We start from the raw sequence: 16,160 nt of genomic DNA, 5'->3' as shown, positions 1-16,160 counted from the left end.
GCGTTATTGCCCGTCCAGACCGCGGATCGGTTTGACCGATGACCAGGCGCGGCACGACGGGCAATGCCAATAGAGCGAGTGCGCGGTGAAGCCACATTTGTGGCAGCGGTATCGCGGCTTGGTGCGAATTTGCTCGCCGACCATGTCGCGCAACAGCAGCAGGCTCTCTTTCGCCCGGCCGTCTTCAGCGTCCGCCAGGTGATAATCCATCAGCCGATAAAACACCCGCATAGTGGGATGACGCTGCAGCTGACGGTTGATATAGACCTGCACCACGTCGCGCCCTTCGTGCTGCTCGATGATCTCGGCCAGCATCAGATCGGCGGTGGCGCCGGTGTTCTCTTCCACGCAGCGCTTAAGAAAATCGGCCCAGTTGTGCTGTTGTTCCGGCAGATGCGTGTAGCATTCCTGCAGCATCGGCAGCGTTTCGCTGACCAACTCTTTATCCTGGCTCAGTACGCGTTGCAGCGACTCTGCCGCTTTGGCGTAGTCGTTTTGCGCCATGTAGATGCGCCCGAACATGATGGAGACGCGCGCACACTGTTTATCGGCGGCGTCCGCCCGCTTGAGCAGGTTCATCGCCCGATCGAGATCGTCGCTGCCCATTGCCTGCAGCGCCAACTCACAGTAAAAGTGCGCGATCTCGACGCGTTGCTTCTCTTTGCCCAGCTTGACCAGCTTTTCCGCCACGTCGATCGCTTTCTGCCAGTCGCTGGTCGCCTGATGGATCACCAGCAGCTGCTGCAGCGCCGAGACGCGAAAATCCGCTTCGTCAGTCAACTGGCTGAACATGTCTTCCGCGCGGTCATACAGCCCGGCCGCCATATAGTCGCGGCCCAGCTGCTGCACCGCCAGCAGGCGCTGTTCGAAGGTCAGGGAGGCGCTTTCCATCAAGGCCTGATGGATGCGGATGGCGCGGTCGACTTCACCGCGCGAACGGAACAGGTTACCCAGCGTCAGGTGGGCTTCAACGGTGTTGCTGTCCTCTTTCAACATGTCGAGGAACAGATCGACCGCCTTGTCCTGCTGGTTGGAGAGCAGAAAGTTCACCCCTGCCACGTATTCGCGCGACAGGCGGTTGGCTTCTTGCTGTTTATCCTGCTGAGCGCTTCTGCGCCCCATGTACCAACCGTACGCGGCAGCCACGGGCAGCAACAGAAACAGCAGTTCTAACATAGAGGATTATTCCTTGCTGACAACAGGCTGAGCCGCCGGTTCAGCGGGCTGCTCAAGCTGCAGCTCCAGCCTTTTGATCTTGCGCTCGGCGCGACCCAGCGCAATACGCGTGCGCAGGTAGAACAGGCCGCAAATGATCCAGCCGAGAACGAAACCGGCACCAAACAGCGTGGCCAACAGGGTCGATACGCGATAGTCGCCCTGCGCAACCAGATAGTTAAAATTGACCACCTGATCGTTATGCGCACCCAAGGTGACGGAAATCACGAAGATCACCAGAACCAACAAAAAAATCAGCAAATATTTCACATTCTTTCCCGCGATGCCGAGTGAATCGGATGAACGATGCCAAAATGTGGCGTCCCTAACCCTTAAGTTAGCATTTCCCGCTGCGGCAGGGAAACCCTGCCGCACGATAAAACCACATATCTGCTGGCATATTCGGCAGTAAACGGTCTTAGCGAACAAATTGATGAGAAAGCTTCTCAAAACGTCGAATTTATAAGGATATGGGGGCAACCGGGCGAATTGCAATGGCGGGAAAATGTAAGCGGTTAATGCGGCACCGATCCGATGCCGCCTATTTTGTGACATGGTCACATAGCGATCATATCTCCGGCTTGCGCGCCGCGATTTCCTGCTGTTCTTGTGGCGGCGGCGTCAGCGGGCCGAACCAGCGCTGCGCCAGCCAGCAGGTGACCACCACCAGCAGCCAACTGATCAGCGTAGCCATCGCCAGATCGCGCGGCCAGTGCATGCCCAGCAGCAGACGGCTGCCCATCACCCCCGTTGCCCACACCATCAGCAGCGCAACGGTTTTATAATGGCGGCGCGGCCACAGCAGCCCTACGCCCAACAGTGCCCAGGTGGCGGCGAACATCGTATGCCCCGACGGGAAAGCGAAGCCGGTTTCAAACTGCCAGTGCTTGCGCAGCCAGTTCGGCACCAGCGTCTGGTCTTGCAGTTGCTCGCGCACCAGCGCGCTGCGCTCTTTGCGATGCAGCGAATAGAAATATTTTCCGTCCACGCCGTGGGTTTGCTCGAGCCATACCACAAACGGCCGCGGTTCTTGCACCCGATCCTTGATCAACGACTTGACCCCCTGCCCAATCACCAACGCGGCGGAAAGCAGGATCGCCAGACCGATGGCCGCCTTCAGCCGAAAGCGCAGGCACCACAAAAACCAACCGCAAAGGACAGCGCTGGTCAGAATGCCCCACGGCGAGGTAACGGTTTCGGTCACCCAGAACAGCGCTTTGAGCAGCCGATCATTGCCGCCGGGCTGCCAATGCCAGCCGGATGCCCATACGACCAGCGGCATCAACAGCAGCAGCAGCGCGCCGCCCGCCGTACGTTTTGCTATCTCATACATTCCCGTTTTCCTCTGCGTGAATCAGGCTGCAGTGTAACAAGAGTGCAATATTGATAACACGCGAAAAATTAAACAGATAGGAAACCTATCGCAATAATAGGTGGCCAGAAAACGCCATCTGCTGGTTTGCTGAGCACCGCCCGGCAAGAAGTTGTGGCAAAATAGCCGATAATTAACGAAATAGAGATCGGCGTAGCACGTTTTAGTCTTGGTCAATTTACTGAACCGGACTTAGGATGCGCGACAATGATTGAATCGTAGGTTTTTGTGGAGAGTGACATGCAGCTGAAACGGGTGGCAGAGGCTAAACTGCCGACACCTTGGGGCGATTTCCTGATGGTAGGATTCGAAGAACTGGCGACCGGACATGACCATCTGGCACTGGTATTCGGTGATATTTCCGGCGAAGCGCCGGTGCTCGCACGCGTGCATTCCGAATGCCTGACCGGCGACGCGTTGTTCAGCCTGCGCTGCGACTGTGGTTTTCAATTGGAAGCCGCACTGGAGCAGATTGCGGAAGAAGGCCGCGGCATCCTGCTGTACCATCGCCAGGAGGGCCGCAATATCGGCCTGTTGAACAAGATCCGCGCCTACGCCCTGCAGGATAAAGGCGCAGACACCGTGGAAGCCAATCACCAGCTCGGCTTCGCCGCCGACGAGCGCGACTTCACCCTGTGTGCCGACATGTTCAAACTGCTGGGCGTCGACGCGGTGCGTTTGCTGACCAACAACCCGAAAAAGGTCGAGATCCTGACCGAAGCCGGTATCAACATCAGCGAACGCGTGCCGTTGATCGTCGGCCGCAATCCGAAGAACGAACGCTATCTGGCAACCAAGGCCGCCAAAATGGGCCATTTGCTCGACCAGAAGTGATCGCCACCGCCGCGGAAACAATCAGGGCGCCTTACGGCGCCCTTTTTATTGATTAATTACAGCATTTTCCTGATCACATAGTGCAGGATGCCGTCGTTTTCGTAGTAAGTCAGCTCATTGCCGGTATCGATGCGGCACCGGGTGTCGACCACTTCCTTGCGCCCGTCGGCATAGGTGATGTGCACCGGCACCGTCTGGCCCGGCTGCAGCTGCTGCAGGCCGCCAACGCTGATCTGCTCATCCCCGGTCAGCCCCAGCGTTTTACGCGTCACCCCTTGCGGGAACTCCAGCGGCAAAATCCCCATGCCGATCAGGTTAGAGCGGTGAATACGCTCGAAGGATTCGGCAATCACCACCCGCACGCCCAGCAGGCGCGGCCCCTTCGCCGCCCAGTCGCGGCTGGAGCCGGAACCGTACTCTTTACCGGCGATCACCGCCAGCGGCACCTTCTCCTGCTGATACTGCATGGCGGCGTCGTAGATAGACAGCTGCTGTTGCGAAGGAATATGGCGGGTATAGCCGCCTTCCACGCCCGGCACCATTTCGTTCCGGATGCGAATGTTGGCGAAGGTGCCGCGCATCATCACTTCGTGGTTGCCACGGCGTGAACCGTAGGAGTTGAAATCCTGCGGCGCTACGCCATGCTCGCTCAGGTAACGCCCCGCCGGGCTGTCGCGCTTGATGTTACCCGCCGGCGAGATGTGGTCGGTGGTCACCGAGTCGGCCAGAATCGCCAGAATGCGCGCATCTTTGATGTCCTGCACCGGATCCGGCTTCACCTTCATGGTGCTGAAGAACGGCGGATGGCGGATATAGGTAGAATCCTCCTGCCACTGATAGGTCGCCGAACCGGTCACCTGGATCGCCTGCCAGTTGGCATCGCCGTCGAACACTTCGCCGTACTCCTTGTGGAACATCTCGGTGCGCACTTCTTCCACCGCCTGAGCGATGTCCCGGCTGCTCGGCCAGATGTCCTTCAGGTAGACCGGCTGGCCATCGTTACCCTCGCCCAGCGGCTCTTTAGTCAGATCGATCTTCATGCTGCCCGCCAGCGCATAAGCCACCACCAGCGGCGGCGAGGCCAGCCAGTTGGTTTTCACCAGCGGGTGGATGCGCCCTTCGAAGTTACGGTTGCCCGACAGCACTGCGCCCACGGTCAGATCGCCCTCTTTGATCGCCTGCTCGATCGGATCCGGCAGCGGGCCGGAGTTACCGATGCAGGTGGTACAGCCATACCCCACCAGGTTGAACCCCAACTCTTCCAGATAAGCGGTGAGTTTGGCGCTGTCGAAGTAGTCGGTCACCACTTTGGAACCCGGCGCCAGCGAGGTTTTTACCCAGGGTTTGCTACGCAGCCCTTTCTTGACGGCGTTTTTCGCCAACAGGCCGGCCGCCATCATCACGCTCGGGTTGGAGGTGTTGGTGCAGGAGGTGATCGCCGCGATCACCACTGCGCCGTCGCGCAGTTCGTGCTGCTGCCCGTCCAGCGTAAAGGTTTTGCTGTCTGTCTTGGCCTTGTGACCGCCGATATCCAGCTCGGTAGCAGCCTTGAACGCCTGCGGCACATTCGGCAGCGCCACGCGATCCTGCGGGCGTTTCGGCCCGGCGAGGCTCGCCTCCACCGTCGACATATCCAGCGCCAGCGAGCTGGTGAATACCGGCTCATCTCCCGGATTGCGCCACATGCCCTGCGCCTTGGCGTAGGCTTCCACCAACGCGATTTGTTCGGCGCTGCGGCCGCTGAGCTTCATATAGCCGAGCGTAACGTCATCCACCGGGAAGAAGCCGCAGGTGGCGCCGAACTCCGGCGACATGTTGGCGATGGTCGCCCGATCGGCCAGCGGCAGATCGGCCAGGCCGTCGCCGTAAAACTCGACGAACTTGCCGACAACGCCGTGTTTGCGCAGCATTTGGGTGACGGTCAGCACCAGATCGGTGGCGGTAATGCCCTCGCGGAGCTTGCCGGTCAGCTTGAAGCCGACCACGTCCGGGATCAGCATCGACACCGGCTGGCCCAGCATCGCGGCTTCCGCTTCGATGCCGCCCACGCCCCAGCCCAGGATGCCCAGGCCGTTAATCATGGTGGTGTGGGAATCGGTGCCCACCAGCGTATCCGGATAGGCCACGCGGCGGCCGCTTTCGTCGCTGTGCCACACCGTTTGGCCAAGGTATTCGAGGTTAACCTGGTGACAAATGCCGGTGCCCGGCGGCACCACGCGGAAGCGGTTGAAGGCCTTCTGCCCCCAGCGCAGAAAGGTGTAGCGCTCGTGGTTGCGCTGCATTTCGATGCGCACGTTGTCTTCAAAGGCATTATCGTCGCCAAATTCATCGACGGTGACCGAATGGTCAATCACCAGATCCACCGGCGACAGCGGGTTCACCTGGTCGACATTGCCGCCCAGTCGCCGAACCGCTTCGCGCATCGCCGCCAGATCCACCACCGCCGGCACGCCGGTAAAGTCCTGCATCAGCACGCGCGCCGGGCGGTAGGCGATCTCACGGTCAGCATGGCCGGTTTGCAACCAGGCGACGATGGCCTTGAGGTCGTCAACCTGCACGGTATCGCCATCCACATGGCGCAGCAGGTTCTCCAACAGCACTTTCATTGATTTCGGCAACCGGTCGATATCACCCAGCTGCTTCGCCGCCAGCGGCAGACTGTAGTAGTAATATTCGCTATTCAGCGCAACCAGCTTATCCAGACTTGTTTCACGAAGATCGGACGACATAGCTCCTCCATTTCTTATTGTGACTAAAACAGGGTAATCAGTGAGGTCTTGTTTAAAGATACCACAAAGATAAGTTAACGTTTTGATAACAACACGATTTGATCACAACGATAGGCGGGAACAATCAAGAGGAAGGAAGTGCGAGCGCAGCCAAGGGGTTAGGCCACGCGTCAACGAAAACGCCGCAACGAGGCGGCGTTTTTGCAGGGAAAATCTAGCGGCTTTAGCAGGGTTTGCGCACCAGGCGGCGACATACTGTGAGCACAACTGCAGCAATGATGGCAGAGACACCCAATTTAATGGCAATGACAGCCGAGTCGAAATTATTCATCCCTATTTCACCATCACCGCTAATTTCTATGTTGTTGGAAACGAAACTGTCGAAAATTCCGTCTGGTTGGTAGCGCAGCAACAAAAGGGTGAGCAATCAGAACAGAACAATCCAGAGGCTTTTTTCATCGTGATACCAGGCATTTACGGTAATCAGTACGGATTTCCGGGCTAAAAAACCCGGTTAGGCAGGCGCCTCTCCGGGTTTGATTTGATATCGTCGATGGTTACTTAATCGGCAGCTTGATGTCCTTGAACATCGCTTCAATCTCTTCGTTGGAGCGCAGCGCCACTGCGCTGTCGACCACGTCGCGCGTCAGGTGCGGCGCGAAGCGCTGAATGAAGTCGTACATGTAGCTGCGCAGGAAGGTGCTGCGGCGGAAGCCGATTTTAGTGGTGCTGTAGGTGAAGATGTCGCGCGCATCCACCGTCACCAGATCCGGATCCTGCACCGGATCCACCGCCATGCTGGCGATCACCCCCACCCCCAATCCCAGACGCACATAGGTTTTGATGACGTCAGCGTCGGTGGCGGTGAAGACGATGCGCGGCGTCAGGCCGGCGCGGTTGAAGGCGGTGTCCAGCTCCGAGCGGCCGGTAAAACCGAAGGTGTAAGTGACGATCGGGTAAGCCGCCAGCTCTTCAATGCTGATGCTGCTTTTGCCCGCCAAAGGATGATCGGGCTTCACCACCACCGCACGGTTCCAGTGGTAGCACGGCAACATGATGAGATCGTCGTACAGGTGCAGCGCCTCGGTGGCGATGGCAAAATCGGCGGTGCCCTTGGAGACCGCTTCGGCGATCTGCGTCGGCGAGCCCTGATGCATGTGCAGCGAGACGCGCGGGTAACGCTCGATAAAGCCCTTGATCACGTTGGGCAAGGCGTAGCGAGCCTGCGTATGCGTGGTGGCGACGTACAGCGAGCCTTTGTCCGGGTAGGTGTGTTCACCGGCAACGGCTTTGATGGCGTCTACTTTGGACAACACTTCACGCGCGATGCGAATGATTTCCTGGCCGGCGGGGGTGACCTGGGTCAGGTGCTTGCCGCTGCGGGCGAAAATCTGGATGCCCAGCTCATCTTCGAGCATGCGCACCTGTTTGCTGATGCCGGGTTGAGAAGTATAGAGCCCTTCTGCCGTCGAGGAGACATTCAGGTTGTGGTTAACCACTTCCACAATGTAACGAAGCTGCTGCAATTTCATATCTTATACCATCCTAGGTTAAACACTGCGGCTTACCCGCAGCCAGGTATATTGGTGTCGCCCCGGTATGCTGAAACTCACAAGCCATAAACCCCGTGTTCTACCCTGATGGTGAAGAAAACGCCGTTGTTAATAAGCTTTAATAATAAAAAAACTTTTTATATAACCACTATACCACGATGCAGCTTCAAGTATAGATCCGCGTCACACTATGATAACGATTATTTTGCATTGGTATCAACGTGAAACGGCGATGTCGGAGGGATAAAAACAGCAAAGGATAGATCCGTTTGCCCCTTTTCACCAATAAAAAACCAGCCGCCGGGGCTGGTTTTTCATCTTGCAGGCAGGGCATCGCCCTTACTTCTTGCCTTCGACCCACTTGCCGTCCACATAGAACGCAGACCAACCGGTCGCCTTGCCGTCTTTTTCAGAGGAGACGTACTGCTGCTTGGTTTTACGGCTGAAACGCACCAGCGTTTTGTTGCCTTCGGCATCCGCCACCGGCGCATCGGCCAGATAGCGCAGTTTCTCCGGCAGACGATCCTTGAAGCGAGCCAGCTCTTCCACCAGCGGCGCACGGGTTTCGCGCGATTTAGGGAAGGTGTTGGCCGCCAGGAACACGCCGGCAGCGCCGTCACGCAGCACGAAATAGGCGTCGGACTTCTCGCACGGCAGCTCCGGCAACGGCACCGGATCTTCCTTCGGCGGCGCGACATCGCCGTTTCGCAGGATCTTACGGGTGTTTTTGCAGTTCTCGTTGGTGCAACCCATGTACTTGCCGAAGCGCCCCATTTTCAGGTGCATTTCCGAGCCGCACTTGTCGCACTCCACCACCGGACCATCATAGCCTTTCAGGCGGAACTCGCCCTCTTCGATCTCATAGCCGTCACACGCCGGGTTGTTACCGCAGACGTGCAGCTTGCGCTGGTTGTCGATCAGATAGCTGTCCATCGCCGTACCGCATTTCTGGCAGCGGCGGCGCGCGCGCAACGCGTTGGTTTCCGCATCGTCGCCTTCGAGGATGTTGAGCACTTCCGCTTCCGGCACCAGGTTGATGGTGGTTTTGCAACGCTCCTTCGGCGGCAGCGCGTAGCCGGAACAGCCGAGGAACACACCGGTGCTGGCGGTACGGATGCCCATCTTGCGGCCGCAGGTCGGGCAATCGATGCTGGTCATCACCATCTGGTTAGGCCGCATGCCGCCTTCTTCCGGATCCTTCTCCGCCGTTTCCAGCTGCTCGCTGAAATCGACAAAGAACTCGTCCAGTACCGCTTTCCACTCGGCCTGGTTGTTGGCGACCTCATCGAGGCCGTCTTCCATGCGCGCGGTGAAGTCATAGTTCATCAGTTCGCGGAAATTTTCTTCCAGACGATCGGTGACGATCTCGCCCATTTTCTCGGCATAGAAGCGGCGGCTTTCCACCCGCACGTAACCGCGATCCTGAATGGTCGAGATGATGGAGGCGTAGGTGGACGGGCGGCCGATGCCGCGTTTTTCCAGCTCTTTCACCAGCGAGGCTTCGCTGTAGCGCGCCGGCGGCTTGGTGAAGTGCTGGCTCGGGATCAGTTTCTGCAGATCCAGCTCGCTGCCGATTTCGACGAATGGCAACGTGCGATCTTCATCGCCCTTGCGCAGCGCCGGCATCACCTTGGTCCAACCGTCAAAGCGCAGCGTACGGCCCTTGGCGCGCAGCTGATAATCGCCGGCTTTCACCGTCAGCGTGGTGGAATCGTATTGCGCCGGCGTCATCTGGCAGGCGACGAACTGGCGCCAGATCAGCTGATACAGCTTCTGCGCGTCCGCTTCCATGTCTTTGAGCTGCTCGGCGAGCACGTTCACGTCCGAAGGACGGATCGCTTCGTGCGCTTCCTGCGAATTCTCTTTGCTGCTGTACTGATTCGGCGCCTTCGGCAGGTATTTATCGCCGAAGTTGTCGCCGATATAGCCACGCACCATGTTGAGCGCATCCTGGCTCAGGTTGGTGGAATCGGTACGCATATAGGTGATGTGGCCGGCTTCATACAGCCGTTGCGCCATCATCATGGTTTTCTTCACGCCGAAGCTCAGGCGGGTGCTGGCGGCCTGTTGCAGCGTAGAGGTAATGAAAGGCGCGCCCGGCTTGCTGCTGGTCGGTTTGTCTTCGCGATCCAGCACCGTGTAGCGGGCTTTTTCCAGCAGCTTGACCGCGGCGTGCGTCTGCTCGCGGTTGACCGGCTTGAACGGTTTATCGTGCGCATGGGTCACTTCCATCTGCAGCGCGGTTTCACCCTTCGCCAGCAGATCGGCATGCAGTTCCCAGTACTCTTCCGGCACGAACGCCTTGATGTCGCGTTCGCGCTCCACCACCAGACGCACCGCCACCGACTGCACACGGCCGGCGGACAGGCCGCGGGCGATTTTCTTCCACAGCAGCGGCGAGACCATATAACCCACCACGCGGTCCATAAACCGGCGCGCCTGCTGCGCGTTGACGCGATCAATGTTCAGCTCGCCCGGCTGTTTGAACGCCTGTTGGATCGCGTTTTTGGTGATTTCGTTAAACACCACGCGGCTAAAGCGTTTGTCATCGCCACCGATCACTTCCCGCAGGTGCCAGGCGATGGCTTCCCCTTCGCGGTCAAGGTCGGTTGCGAGATAAATGTGGTCGGCGTTTTCCGCCAACGATTTTAACTCGGCGACCACTTTTTCTTTACCCGGCAGGATTTCATAATGCGCTTTCCAGCCGTGGTAAGGGTCGACGCCCATGCGATTTACCAGCGCCGCCTTCTCATCTTTTTTAACTTTTTTCTTGGCTTTGTCTTCGGTTGAGTCAGCGCTCTTTTTGCTGGCTGAGCCACTGGTCGGCAAATCACGGATGTGACCGACGCTGGACTTCACCACGTAGTCACTTCCTAAATATTTATTAATAGTTTTGGCTTTTGCCGGGGACTCAACTATTACGAGAGCTTTACCCATATTTACCTTTACCTAATTTATTTCTTCTAAAAAGAAGTCTTTTATCTCGCCGTGCCGCGGCAATTCGTGTCTCTTTTTTTATATTGCGGCAGTCTGGCAAGAGATCAACAGATTTTTTTCTTTTGGTTGCCCAACTGCTCAACCTGAACGCAAGTTGTTGATCCTGCCTGCTATTCACCCATGCCCCAGAAGTATGGCTGTGTGAGTTTTATTCATGGCGTAAACAAAACCTTCCACCCGACGCCGCAAAATCCCACACTGTACCTGATAAAAAGCGTCACGCAACCTAATTAGCATGGAAAGTCCGATTTCGCCAACCGGCGGCCGCCCATGGCCATCCAGACGGCAAATAAACCTTAGTCGGTTTGCGGATAAAAGCGAACCGGCGTTAGAATATGCGCAGAGTTTTTAGTTTGGAGTCTAATAAATGCGCACGAATACTGCACCTATCGGCCGCGAGGCCCTGCTGGCGGAAGCAAATAACATCATCCGCCAACACGAAGATTATCTGCACGGCATGATAGCCACCGACGTTGAACAAAAAAGCGGCGTTTTAGTTTTTCGCGGCGAATACTTTTTGGATGCCGATGGATTGCCCACCGCCAAAACCACCGCGGTATTTAATATGTTTAAACATTTGGCTCACCTGCTTTCGGAAAAATACCACCTGGTCGATTAAGACAAGAAAACGGGGGCGCCTGGCCCCCGTTGATTCCCGCTCTCGTTGCCGTTACAACAACGGCTTTTCCCCACGCTGCCACCAGCGCAGCAGCAAACGATCGACGCTTTCCGCCGCGCTGCCGGTGAAGCGATCCATCAGGCGTTTGCGGCGCGTATAGCGCACGGCAATCACTTCGTGGTTATCCAGCTCGGCGATCAGCAAATCATCGCTGGTGCCGATGGCGTCGATCAGGCCCTTCTCTTTCGCCTGTGAACCGAACCAGTGCTCACCGGTGGCGACGCTGTCGATGTCGAGCGACGGGCGCTGCTCATGCACAAAGCGCTTGAACAGCTCGTGCGTTTCGTTCAGATCTTCTCGGAACTTCTCGCGCCCTTGTTCGGTGTTTTCGCCAAACAGCGTCAGCGTGCGTTTAAATTGCCCGGCGGTGTGCAACTCCACGTCGATATCGTTCTTTTTCAACAGGCGGTGGAAGTTCGGGATCTGCGCCACCACGCCGATGGAACCGATGATAGCGAACGGCGCCGCCACGATGCGATCCGCAACGCAAGCCATCATGTAGCCGCCGCTGGCCGCCACTTTATCCACCGCGACCGTCAGACGAATGCCGCCTTTGCGCAGGCGCTCCAACTGCGAAGCCGCCAGGCCGTAGCCGTGCACCACCCCGCCAGGGCTTTCCAGGCGCAACAGAACTTCATCCTGCGCCGACGCCACCGCCAACACAGCCGAGATCTCTTCGCGCAGCGAGGTGACCTCGTGCGCGTCCATGCTGCCCTTGAAGTCCAGCACATACAGGCACGGCTTGGCCACTTCCACCGCGCCGGACTTGGCGCGCTGTTTCTTCAATTTGTCATCAGATTTGGTCTGCTTTTTGAACTGTTTCAGCCAAACCTTCTGCTCCGCGGCATCCATGCGCGCCAGGCGCATATCGCGCTGCATCTCGCGATACTGTTCACCGAGATCGGTCAGCTGCAGCTCCCCTTTCTGGCGGCTCTTGCGTTGCCCCAAACTGACCGCCAGGATGGCCAACGCGGCGATGGCGAGCACCACCGTGGCGACCTTGGCCAGAAACAGGCCATAAACAGATATAAACTCCACAGATTCCGCCTTTATTTACAGGTTGTTAGTATGCTTATTTCCATTTTAGCCAACCGCAGCGGCTGCTGTCGCGGCTAAATGAAAATTCATTGCGCACAGAGCATCAACTATGGGGACGATTTACGGCCGAACCAAGCCGCCACCGCCGCGCTTTTGTTACAAAAGAATGCCATTTCAGCCTGCTACGCATTGAAAATGCCCGCGGATTAAGGCATATAACACCCATTATTCATCAATATGATGAGACGGATTCGCTGCGCGGCCCGCAGACGGTCGAGCCTTCGCTCCCGCCCCGGCCGCGCGTTTCACCCTTGCTCCCCGATATCTGCGGGAGAACAGCCACCCAGGCGAGGATTTATCGTGCATTACCAACCCAAACAAGATCTGCTCGAACAACGTATCATTTTGGTCACCGGCGCCGGCGACGGCATCGGCCGTGAAGCGGCGCTGACCTACGCGCGCTTCGGCGCCCAGTTGGTGCTGCTGGGGCGCACCGAGAGCAAACTGCTGGCGGTACAACAAGAGATCACAGCCCAGGGCGGCGCCCCGGCCCTGGTGGTAACGCTGGACTTGCTGCACGCCACTCAGGATCAATGCCGACAGATAGCCGACGATCTGGCGCGCCAAATTCCGCGCCTGGACGGCGTGCTGCACAACGCCGGCCTGCTCGGCGACATCGCACCGATGGCCGACCTGTCGATGACCATGTGGCAAGAAGTGATGCAGGTTAACGTCAACGCCACCTTTATGCTGACTCAGGCGCTGCTGCCGCTGCTGCTGAAATCCCACGCCGGTTCACTGGTGTTCACCAGCTCCAGCGTCGGGCGTACCGGCCGCGCAGACTGGGGTGCCTATGCGGTGTCGAAGTTCGCCACCGAGGGCATGATGCAGGTGTTGGCCGACGAGTACAAAAACCGCAATCTGCGGGTGAACTGCATCAATCCGGGCGGCACTCGCACCAAAATGCGCGCATCTGCCTTCCCGCACGAAGACAAGAACAAGCTGAAAACCCCGGCCGATATCATGCCGCTGTATCTGTATTTGATGGGCGAAGACAGCCGCCGCAAAACCGGCATGAGCTTCGACGCGCAGCCGAACCGCAAACCCGGCGCAGCCGAATAATCAGGAGCGTTTTATGGCGGAAGATCGTCATCAACAGCGCCAGCAGCGCCTGAAAGAACAGGTCGATGCGCGCATCGCCGCGGCGCAGAACACCCGCGGCCTGCTGCTGGTGTTTACCGGCAACGGCAAAGGTAAAACCACCGCCGCCTTCGGCACCGTCACCCGCGCGGTCGGCCACGGCATGCGCGCCGGGGTGATCCAGTTCATCAAGGGCGAATGGCCCAATGGCGAAAAAAATCTGCTGCAGCAACACGGCGTTGAATTTCAGGTGATGGCCACCGGTTTCACCTGGGAAACGCAGAACAAGGCCGGCGACACCGCCGCCTGCCAGGCGGTGTGGCAGCACGGCAAACGCATGCTGGCCGACAGCAGCCTGGATCTGGTGCTGCTGGACGAAGTGACCTACATGCTGACCTACGGCTATCTGGAACTGGAAGAGCTGAAGGAAGCGCTCCTGCAACGCCCTGCGCATCAAACGGTGATCCTGACCGGGCGCGGCTGCCATCGCGATCTGCTGGAACTGGCGGATACGGTCACGGAGATGCGGCCGGTGAAACACGCATTCGACGCGGGCGTGAAGGCGCAACAAGGGATCGATTGGTAACAAAACGTTCTGGCCCCGAACGGGGCCAGAATGGCAGGATTAGCTGCGTTTGCTTGGCTTGCCTGGTTTGCTGCCTGGCGCACTGCGGCGGCCGCTGCCGGCCACCTGCGAGTGGCGCTTGACCGCCCGGCGGATCTGGTTGGCCTTCACGCGTCGGCGCTCACGCTCCACCGGCATTTTGCTGACCGTTTCCGGTTTCAACTCCACCAGCTCGCGCAGGTAGTTGATCGCCGGCAAATCCAGTTCGGCCCAGCCGCCGCGCGGCAGGCCTTTCGGCAGATCGATGTCGCCGTAACGCACGCGGATCAGGCGGCTCACCTGCACGCCCACCGCTTCCCACAGGCGACGCACTTCACGGTTGCGGCCTTCGGTCAGGGTCACGTTGTACCACTGATTGAGGCCTTCACCGCCCTGGAAGCTGATGGTACGGAAGGCGGCCGGGCCGTCTTCCAATTGCACGCCTTTGCTCAGCTGCTTCACTTTCGCATCGTCGACCTGGCCGAACACGCGCACCGCGTATTCGCGCTCCACTTCACGGCTCGGGTGCATCAGACGGTTGGCCAGTTCACCATCGGTAGTGAACAGCAGCAGACCAGAGGTGTTGACGTCCAGGCGCCCTACCGCCACCCAGCGCGAACCGCGCAGCTTCGGCAGGCGATCGAACACCGTCGGGCGGCCTTCAGGATCGCTGCGGGTACACAGCTCGCCTTCCGGTTTGTAGTAAGCCAGCACCCGGCAAACCACCTCTTCGGACTCTTTGATCGACAGGACATGACCGTCCAGACGAATTTTCATCGCTGGGGTCACTTCAACGCGATCGCCCAGCTTGGCGACCTTGCCGTCGACGCTGACGCGCCCGGCTTCAATCATGGTTTCGATTTCACGACGCGAGCCATGCCCGGCGCGCGCTAAAACTTTCTGTAACTTTTCGCTCATTGAGCAACCTCTAATGTCGCCTTCACAGGCGTCGGGGGGATACCGCCGCGGCCAACCGCCACCACGGTAATAATACGTTTATCAGGATCGAACCGCGTATTATACAGGCTTTCTAAGGTGTTGAAACCCACTTTATCGGCGGTGGCCCCCACAGGCGGCGTTCACGGCGCCAAAAAATCCTCCACTGCCCACAGCACCGCGTCAGGCCGTTCCAGAATACCGAGGTGAGTGCGGGCCTCGCCTAGACGCACCACGGAGAAAAACGGCTGCTCGGCGGCAAATGCCTGCTGTTGCCGCAAATAGTCGTCGCGGCGGTCCAGCGAGTAGATGTGCCGGCACGGCGGCGGCGCGCTCATGCCCGCCAGGCGTTGCAGCGGCGAGCCGAATTGCCGGTAGGCCTGTTCGATGGCCACCCCGGCGGCACGCCAAAGCCGGTAATCCTCCTGCGCCATCTCGACCTCCAGATGGCGTTTGACCCGATCGTGGCGGATGCCGCCCTGCCAAAAGTCGAACAAGGCGTCGCGTGCCGCCAGCCAATGCTGCGGCTGCTGCATGCGGCTCACCGCCGTAAAGAACGCCGGCTCCGGCTGCGTCATGATCCAGTCGAGAAACACCATGCCCCGTACCCGTTGCGGCAACGCTTCGGCCAACGCTACCGCCAGCCAGCTGGCGTGCGCCACCGACAGAGTGACCGCGTTATCCAAACGCAGCGCCGTCAGCAGTTGGCGCACATCCTCCAGCAAGTCGTCCGCCGTCAGCGACATCTCCGTGGCTTTTGACGACAGGCCATGGCCGCGCCAGTCGATGCTGATCACCCGATAGCGTTCGGCCGCCAGAGCGATGAACGGCTCAAACACGGTTTTCGGTTCGCACCAGCCGGGCAGCAACACCAACGTGAGCGATCCTGAGCCGACATCCTGATAGTCGAGTATCATGTTGGCACTGTGAAATGCGGTCATATTACCTCCTGCGCGTCTCTCCCCGACCCGTTCGGGGAATACCGACGGGGATAAGGTGACAGCGCAGCAGGTATTGATCTATTGAAGTTCGTGCGGAAAGCTCCCTGGGCGCACCTTATGAA

14 protein-coding genes are annotated in these 16,160 nt (G+C 58.6%); 5 read left to right on the top strand and 9 right to left on the bottom strand.

From position 1 onward, the window contains the following. Positions 1-3: 3 nt before the first annotated feature. The 3 genes from lapB to pgpB all read right to left on the bottom strand — a co-directional run bounded on the left by lapB (position 4) and on the right by pgpB (position 2,548). Positions 4-1,176: a lipopolysaccharide assembly protein LapB gene (lapB, locus tag ACJ8PN_RS16000; protein ID WP_171454142.1), complete on the bottom strand. Its 1,173-nt coding sequence runs from the start codon at positions 1,174-1,176 to the stop codon at positions 4-6. A gap of 6 nt (positions 1,177-1,182) precedes the next feature. Then, complete coding sequence (locus ACJ8PN_RS15995) at positions 1,183-1,485, bottom strand: LapA family protein (RefSeq protein WP_004930650.1); 303 nt, start codon at positions 1,483-1,485, stop codon at positions 1,183-1,185. Between the two features lie 298 nt (positions 1,486-1,783). Continuing rightward, on the bottom strand, positions 1,784-2,548 hold the full coding sequence (pgpB, locus tag ACJ8PN_RS15990; protein WP_021503815.1) for a phosphatidylglycerophosphatase B: 765 nt from the start codon (positions 2,546-2,548) through the stop codon (positions 1,784-1,786). A gap of 279 nt (positions 2,549-2,827) precedes the next feature. Here pgpB and ribA point away from each other — a divergent pair, with 279 nt between their 5' ends. After that, the gene (gene ribA / locus ACJ8PN_RS15985) at positions 2,828-3,421 is read left to right on the top strand and encodes a GTP cyclohydrolase II (protein ID WP_004930678.1); all 594 of its coding nucleotides are present in this window, start codon (positions 2,828-2,830) and stop codon (positions 3,419-3,421) included. Between the two features lie 56 nt (positions 3,422-3,477). Here the strand turns inward: ribA and acnA are convergent, their stop codons facing one another. After that, positions 3,478-6,150: an aconitate hydratase AcnA gene (gene acnA / locus ACJ8PN_RS15980; protein ID WP_021503816.1), complete on the bottom strand. Its 2,673-nt coding sequence runs from the start codon at positions 6,148-6,150 to the stop codon at positions 3,478-3,480. Positions 6,151-6,232: 82 nt separating this feature from the next. Between acnA and ACJ8PN_RS15975 the strand changes: the two genes are divergently transcribed. Further along, a complete protein-coding gene (locus ACJ8PN_RS15975; protein WP_442535062.1) occupies positions 6,233-6,655 on the top strand; it encodes a hypothetical protein in 423 nt (140 codons plus the stop codon). Between the two features lie 52 nt (positions 6,656-6,707). On the opposite strand, the gene cysB is transcribed toward ACJ8PN_RS15975, so the two are convergent. Together cysB and topA are read right to left on the bottom strand one after the other, a co-directional pair. Beyond that, the gene (gene cysB, locus ACJ8PN_RS15970; RefSeq protein ID WP_004930690.1) at positions 6,708-7,682 is read right to left on the bottom strand and encodes an HTH-type transcriptional regulator CysB; all 975 of its coding nucleotides are present in this window, start codon (positions 7,680-7,682) and stop codon (positions 6,708-6,710) included. Positions 7,683-8,042: 360 nt separating this feature from the next. Beyond that, the gene (gene topA / locus ACJ8PN_RS15965) at positions 8,043-10,640 is read right to left on the bottom strand and encodes a type I DNA topoisomerase (protein WP_015378045.1); all 2,598 of its coding nucleotides are present in this window, start codon (positions 10,638-10,640) and stop codon (positions 8,043-8,045) included. A 427-nt stretch (positions 10,641-11,067) separates the two neighbouring features. On the opposite strand from topA, the gene ACJ8PN_RS15960 reads away from it, so the two are divergent. Beyond that, the gene (locus ACJ8PN_RS15960; protein ID WP_004930700.1) at positions 11,068-11,319 is read left to right on the top strand and encodes a YciN family protein; all 252 of its coding nucleotides are present in this window, start codon (positions 11,068-11,070) and stop codon (positions 11,317-11,319) included. Between the two features lie 51 nt (positions 11,320-11,370). On the opposite strand, the gene sohB is transcribed toward ACJ8PN_RS15960, so the two are convergent. Next, positions 11,371-12,417 (bottom strand): protease SohB, encoded by a 1,047-nt coding sequence (sohB, locus tag ACJ8PN_RS15955; RefSeq protein ID WP_004930703.1) that lies wholly within the window; start codon positions 12,415-12,417, stop codon positions 11,371-11,373. Between the two features lie 360 nt (positions 12,418-12,777). On the opposite strand from sohB, the gene ACJ8PN_RS15950 reads away from it, so the two are divergent. Continuing rightward, positions 12,778-13,539: a YciK family oxidoreductase gene (locus tag ACJ8PN_RS15950; protein WP_437188786.1), complete on the top strand. Its 762-nt coding sequence runs from the start codon at positions 12,778-12,780 to the stop codon at positions 13,537-13,539. A gap of 13 nt (positions 13,540-13,552) precedes the next feature. Next, complete coding sequence (cobO, locus tag ACJ8PN_RS15945; protein ID WP_442535061.1) at positions 13,553-14,143, top strand: cob(I)yrinic acid a,c-diamide adenosyltransferase; 591 nt, start codon at positions 13,553-13,555, stop codon at positions 14,141-14,143. 39 nt (positions 14,144-14,182) lie between these two features. On the opposite strand, the gene rluB is transcribed toward cobO, so the two are convergent. Together rluB and ACJ8PN_RS15935 are read right to left on the bottom strand one after the other, a co-directional pair. After that, on the bottom strand, positions 14,183-15,079 hold the full coding sequence (rluB, locus tag ACJ8PN_RS15940) for a 23S rRNA pseudouridine(2605) synthase RluB (protein ID WP_015378049.1): 897 nt from the start codon (positions 15,077-15,079) through the stop codon (positions 14,183-14,185). Positions 15,080-15,240: 161 nt separating this feature from the next. Then, positions 15,241-16,038 (bottom strand): alpha/beta fold hydrolase, encoded by a 798-nt coding sequence (locus tag ACJ8PN_RS15935; protein WP_171454147.1) that lies wholly within the window; start codon positions 16,036-16,038, stop codon positions 15,241-15,243. Positions 16,039-16,160 lie beyond the last annotated feature (122 nt).

This window comes from Serratia sp. CY76391 (assembly GCF_052166695.1).
In the GTDB taxonomy this organism is placed as follows: domain Bacteria; phylum Pseudomonadota; class Gammaproteobacteria; order Enterobacterales; family Enterobacteriaceae; genus Serratia; species Serratia nematodiphila.
This window is presented reverse-complemented; position numbering and strand designations above follow the sequence as displayed.

Bases quoted from the DNA above. Each gene is read 5' to 3' on its own strand.
- lapB (WP_171454142.1), bottom strand. From the start codon at position 1,176: ATGTTAGAACTGCTGTTTCTGTTGCTGCCCGTGGCTGCCGCGTACGGT.
- pgpB (WP_021503815.1), bottom strand. From the start codon at position 2,548: ATGTATGAGATAGCAAAACGTACGGCGGGCGGCGCGCTGCTGCTGCTG.
- ribA (WP_004930678.1), top strand. From the start codon at position 2,828: ATGCAGCTGAAACGGGTGGCAGAGGCTAAACTGCCGACACCTTGGGGC.
- acnA (WP_021503816.1), bottom strand. From the start codon at position 6,150: ATGTCGTCCGATCTTCGTGAAACAAGTCTGGATAAGCTGGTTGCGCTG.
- cysB (WP_004930690.1), bottom strand. From the start codon at position 7,682: ATGAAATTGCAGCAGCTTCGTTACATTGTGGAAGTGGTTAACCACAAC.
- topA (WP_015378045.1), bottom strand. From the start codon at position 10,640: ATGGGTAAAGCTCTCGTAATAGTTGAGTCCCCGGCAAAAGCCAAAACT.
- ACJ8PN_RS15960 (WP_004930700.1), top strand. From the start codon at position 11,068: ATGCGCACGAATACTGCACCTATCGGCCGCGAGGCCCTGCTGGCGGAA.
- cobO (WP_442535061.1), top strand. From the start codon at position 13,553: ATGGCGGAAGATCGTCATCAACAGCGCCAGCAGCGCCTGAAAGAACAG.
- rluB (WP_015378049.1), bottom strand. From the start codon at position 15,079: ATGAGCGAAAAGTTACAGAAAGTTTTAGCGCGCGCCGGGCATGGCTCG.
- ACJ8PN_RS15935 (WP_171454147.1), bottom strand. From the start codon at position 16,038: ATGACCGCATTTCACAGTGCCAACATGATACTCGACTATCAGGATGTC.